The organism is Bacteroidota bacterium, assembly GCA_034723125.1.
Classification (GTDB): Bacteria; Bacteroidota; Bacteroidia; order CAILMK01; family JAAYUY01; genus JAYEOP01.
In genome coordinates this window covers 1-5,176 of sequence record JAYEOP010000072.1, presented here as the reverse complement: position 1 = coordinate 5,176, position 5,176 = coordinate 1, and the positions used below count along the sequence as shown (strand labels likewise).

The window sequence follows — 5,176 nt, the reverse complement described above, 5'->3', positions numbered from 1 at the left end:
GCCACTAATTCACGAATAATTCATTAGTGCATTCGTGGCTTTCTTTTTTTGCCACAAATTCACGAAAATTCATTAGTGTATTCGTGGCTTTCTTTTTTTGCCACAAATTCACGAAAATTCATTAGTGCATTCGTGGCTTTCATTTTTTGCCACTAATTCACGAATAATTCATTAGTGCATTCGTGGCTTTCTTTTTTGTTTTGCTTTAAAAAGAGGATACAACAAAAGAATTATTCCCGAACAAATTGCCAGTGCAATACCTGGATTAAATATATCAGAAAAATATCCGATTAAGATTGCAGTAATTGCTGCGAAAATTGATTTCACCTGTGATTCAACAGATAGGGCTGTTGCCATAATGTCTTTTTCTATTTTTTCTGCAACAAATGAAATTCCTATTGGCTTTCGTAAGTTTTCAATAACAAAAATTATTACATAAAGCAAAATTGAAATAATTGATATATTAATATTGTAGAAAATACCACTAAGGATTCCTGCCGATAGGCCAATTAGTAAAGTAATATTCAATGGTTTACTAATATTTTTAAATTTATCTGCAAATTTTCCTGAATGACGTGATGTGATAGATGTTAATAAAAAAATCAAAAAATAAACAACACCAATAATTATTGAGGAACGTTGCTTGTTGTTCATATATAAAAACATTGGCAAACTAAGTGCAAAAGCATGGAGAATAGGCTGAATATAATCTTTTACAGCTTTGTAATATCCACTGTATGAAGAGGTGTTAACAATTGCTCTAAGTACTTCAGGCTTTTTAAAAGTGTATCTCAAATCTTTGAAAATGCGTAAAAAACTTTCTTTTATTTTTTCAGTTTTTAACATTTTTGTTTTTCCATCAAGTTCTTTTGGATAGGAAATCATTAACATTAAATCAATAAGGTAGGGGATAATTGTAAAGAGAAATATTGAGTTGTAATTACCATGAAAAAAAACAACAAAAGCAGCAAGTAGAGCCGAAATACCCGATCCAAATTGCGACCATGAACGAGTATGTCCGTAGTAATGGATTTTTTGGTCTTGCCAAGCTTTAATTTTCAAATATTCAAAAATCATTGCTTTGTGAGTGCCTGTTCTAAAAGCATCTCCAATTGAGAAAAACAGCATTGCTATAAAAAACAAATAATAAACATTAGAAAAATAGAAAATTAAAAAAGAAATTATATAAAAAATAAATGTAATTATCATTGAACGTCTTCTGCCAATTGCATCAGCAAAAATTCCAGAAGGTATTTCAAAAATATTTCTAACTATTTCTCTAATGGCGTAAAGCGTTCCTATTTGGAAAAAAGTAAGTCCGTTTTCAAGAAAGAAAAGTATTAGAAAAGGCTCAAAAAATCTTAGATTTTTCAGAAAACCATAAATACAAAATTTGTAGTATTGAAGGTCTTTTGTAAATGATATTTTTGGCGTATTTTTCAAAATAATTGTATTATTTCAATTTTTCAATAAGCATTTTGGCAATATGTTTTTCTGAATAATTTTGAATTATAAGTTGATAGGTGTTTTCTGCAATTTCCTGTATTTTTAATGGATTGTTTTTTAACTCAATTATTTTGTTAGCAATGCTTTCAGCATTATTGTCGCTAAGTACTATATCTTTATTATTGGTAAATATTTCTTGCATTGCCTTTGTGTGTTTGCTAATTGTACATTTTTTTGTAGCTGAATATTCATAAATTTTATTGGGAATAACAACATCGGTTTTTATCGAATCACCAAAAATTCCAAGACAAATGTTAAAATCTTTAATATATTCATTTAGCTTTTCTTCTTCAACCCAATTTGTAATTTTTATGCTTTTAAGATTATATTTTTTTATTAGTCTTTTTGATTTTTCAAAATCATGACCTGTCCCTATAAAATGAAATTTGATATTCTTTTCATCTCTGTTTTCAATAATTCTTATTGCTTCAATTATGTGATGCATACCATGTAAAGGAATATATCCACCAACATAGCCTACAACAAAATCATTATCTTTTCTTTCATTTTCAAGAGGAAAAAATATTTCAGAATCAATTCCTATTGGTAAAATCTTGACTTTGTCTTCAGGAATTTTAAAAGTATTTATAAAATATTTTTTATGCTCGTAAGTATCAGCAAGCAAAATATCAGCAAGTTTAAAAGATTTTTTATCACGATTAAAATGCTTTAATGCTCCGTAAGAAAATTTCGGATAGCGTTTGAAATCAAAAACATTGGTCATATATTTTGATACTAAAGGGTCAAATATCAATGCTTTATCAGTATTTTTTTTTACAAAACTCACATACTTATGGCTAAAATTCGGTAAAAATATATAATCTACTTCTGAGGATAACTTTTTGAGTTTATGTTTTATCTCATTGGTTTTTTTTGAAAAAGGAAACTCAATTACTTCATGACCAATTTGTTTTAATCCTTTGAGAACTATTCTGTTTCTGTTATACTTACTGTTGTATTTTCCTGTAAAGAGAAATTTCATAATTAAAATAAAAATTAAGGAATATCAATGTACTTATGAGTTTGAAGTGATAGTTGCCATTGCGGATTATTTTTAATAAAATCAATAATTTCAGGCAATATATTTTTTTGATTTCCCCATTCAGGTTGAAGAAATAGTTTACAATTTCTTTTCACTTTATCTTCAAGACTTTTTGCAAATTCTATATCGGAACTTTCAAAAACAACAATTTTTAATTCGTCTGCATGGTAGCAAGTGGATTCTATTATTTTCATATTTTTTTTGGGAGAAACAGTTAGCCAATCAAAATCAACACTTAAGGGATAAGCTCCTGATGTTTCAACATGTATTTCCTTTGATGTTTTTTTTAATGCATCTGTAAGTTCTTTGAGATCATAAATTAATGGCTCACCTCCTGTAATTACAATAATATCGGTTTTGTATTTTTTTACTTCCTTTACAATTTCTTTTATTTCTGTAAATCTGGAATTTTCAACCGACCAAGTATCTTTAGAATCACACCAGATACATCCAATATCACAGCCTGCAAAACGAATAAAGAAAGCTGCTTTTCCTGAATAATATCCTTCACCTTGTAAGGAACAAAAGGTTTCATTTATCAGAACTTGTCCTTTTGGAATTTCCGGTATTTTTAATATTGAATTATTTTTCATCAAAATTTTCTTCTATTTTTGGTAGCAATTAAAGTATTTTGAAGCAATGCGGCAATTGTCATTGGACCAACACCTTTTGGTACAGGAGTGATGTATGAACATTTATCGGCAACATTTTCAAAATCAACATCACCTACTAAGCGGTATCCTTTCTTTTTTGTTGGATCATCAATGGCATTTATCCCAACATCAATAATTACAGCTCCTTTTTTTACCATTTCTTCAGTAATAAATCTTGCTTTACCTATTGCAGCAATAATAATATCTGCTGATTTACAAATCTCCTTTATATTTTTTGTTCTACTGTGAACCATTGTAACAGTAGCATTACCGAGTGAATTCTTACGACCAAGTAATATACTCATTGGTGTTCCTACTATCTGGCTTCTTCCAACTACAACACAATTTTTTCCTGATGTTTCAATATTGTAGTGTTTAAAAATTTCTAAAATACCCTTAGGGGTTGCAGGTAAGAGAGTTGGAATATTTTTTACCATTTTACCAATATTCATAGGATGAAAACCATCAACATCTTTCTCTGGATTTATACTTTCAATTACTTTATCAACAGAAATATGATTGGGGAGAGGGAGCTGGACTATAAAACCATCAACATCATCATCTTCATTAAGTTCATTAACTTTATTTATTAGTTGTTTTTCCGTTATGGTATTTTCGAAGGTTATTGTTGATGATTTATAGCCAATTGCTTCACATGCTTTTATTTTACTTCTCACATAGGTTTGGCTTGCTCTGTCTTCACCAACAATTATTGCTATCAAATGCGGTGGTTTTATGCCGTTTTCTATGAGTTTATCAACTTCTTTTTTTAAATTATCTTTTATAATTTCCGATAAGTTTTTACCATCTAATATTTTCATTATTTATTATATTTTTTTGAAACTAAAACATTTAATGTTGCTCTATTAATTTCTATTTTTAATTTGTCAAATTCCCCCATATTTTCACCATCAAAATGAATATCTAACTTTTTATCTGTTGTTAAACTAATATTTTTCCCTTTTATTACTTTTACAAAAGGAGACTTATGTATGTTCTTTAAATAAAGACGTATAGCTGTTGGAATAATATTTAATAAGGGAGGTTTTTTCATAATTACAATATCTAATTCACCATCATTAATTTTTGCCTTAGGTGCAATTTCTGCATTTCCTCCATATTGACCGGCATTGGCAAAAGTAATTAGAAAAGCTTTAGTTGTAAGTTCCTTATTATCAATTGTTAAATTGTATGTATTTTCTTTGTAAGCTAATAAATGAATAACTGTTTCTTTGATATAAGTAAACAAACCTCTCTTTGAGCATTCTTCAAATTTTTTAGAAATAAATGCATCAAAACCAATACCTGCTGTTGAAATAAAAAGTTTATTATTTATTGTAACAGTATCGATTTTTATCGATATACCATTTTCTAACAGCCTAATTGATTTTCGTAGGTTTATTGGAATATTTAAAAATCGTGCAAAACCATTTCCCGAGCCTAATGGAATGATAGCAAGTGTTTTGTCTGTTTTATAAACATAATTTGCTACTTTATTTATGGTTCCGTCTCCTCCAACTGCAACAATAATATTTGTATCTGCATCAATATTGTTTTTTATTAAATCACAAATATTTTGCATAGGAGATTCCCATTCAACAATCTTGAATTCCGTATCGGAAGAAAGTTCTTCTTTAATTATTTTGTGAAGATTTTCTTTCTTCTTTCTGCCTGATACAGGATTAACTATAAATAATATTTTAGATTTTTTACTTAGCATTTTATTGTTGCAAAGGTATTATATTTATTTGATAGGATAGGAGGAAAAAAATCAATCTTTTTGAGAAAATGTATGAAAAATCAAAATTTAGAGTGGACTAATTATTTCTTCAACAAATTTCTCTCTCTCTTTGTTTATCCAAATTTTAAAATCCCTATTTGGCTTATATAAGTTGCTAAATTGAATAAACTTATCAATATTAAAAAATGTATCGTAAATACCTGCTCCTGAATTATAAGCATCTCTTGAATTAAT

Annotated in this window: 5 protein-coding genes; all 5 read right to left on the bottom strand. The window is 28.1% G+C overall.

What is annotated here, in order from left to right:
• Window positions 1-171: 171 nt before the first annotated feature.
• From U9R42_02245 to U9R42_02225, 5 genes are read right to left on the bottom strand one after another with little or no spacing between them, the layout of a single operon-like run.
• A complete protein-coding gene (locus U9R42_02245; protein MEA3494834.1) occupies window positions 172-1,443 on the bottom strand; it encodes an MFS transporter in 1,272 nt (423 codons plus the stop codon).
• A gap of 10 nt (window positions 1,444-1,453) precedes the next feature.
• Window positions 1,454-2,488, bottom strand: a complete 1,035-nt coding sequence (locus tag U9R42_02240; GenBank protein ID MEA3494833.1) for a glycosyltransferase — start codon at window positions 2,486-2,488, stop codon at window positions 1,454-1,456.
• Between the two features lie 14 nt (window positions 2,489-2,502).
• On the bottom strand, window positions 2,503-3,141 hold the full coding sequence (locus tag U9R42_02235) for a 7-carboxy-7-deazaguanine synthase QueE (protein MEA3494832.1): 639 nt from the start codon (window positions 3,139-3,141) through the stop codon (window positions 2,503-2,505).
• The gene (locus tag U9R42_02230; GenBank protein MEA3494831.1) at window positions 3,141-4,022 is read right to left on the bottom strand and encodes a bifunctional 5,10-methylenetetrahydrofolate dehydrogenase/5,10-methenyltetrahydrofolate cyclohydrolase; all 882 of its coding nucleotides are present in this window, start codon (window positions 4,020-4,022) and stop codon (window positions 3,141-3,143) included. The genes U9R42_02235 and U9R42_02230 overlap by 1 nt, the downstream gene beginning before the upstream one ends.
• On the bottom strand, window positions 4,022-4,921 hold the full coding sequence (locus tag U9R42_02225) for a diacylglycerol kinase family protein (GenBank protein MEA3494830.1): 900 nt from the start codon (window positions 4,919-4,921) through the stop codon (window positions 4,022-4,024). Before U9R42_02225 ends, U9R42_02230 begins: the two co-directional genes overlap by 1 nt.
• Window positions 4,922-5,176: the final 255 nt, after the last annotated feature.

Excerpts from the sequence above, each read along its gene's own strand:
- U9R42_02240 (MEA3494833.1), bottom strand. The coding sequence starts at position 2,488 with ATGAAATTTCTCTTTACAGGAAAATACAACAGTAAGTATAACAGAAAC.
- U9R42_02235 (MEA3494832.1), bottom strand. The coding sequence starts at position 3,141 with ATGAAAAATAATTCAATATTAAAAATACCGGAAATTCCAAAAGGACAA.
- U9R42_02230 (MEA3494831.1), bottom strand. The coding sequence starts at position 4,022 with ATGAAAATATTAGATGGTAAAAACTTATCGGAAATTATAAAAGATAAT.
- U9R42_02225 (MEA3494830.1), bottom strand. The coding sequence starts at position 4,921 with ATGCTAAGTAAAAAATCTAAAATATTATTTATAGTTAATCCTGTATCA.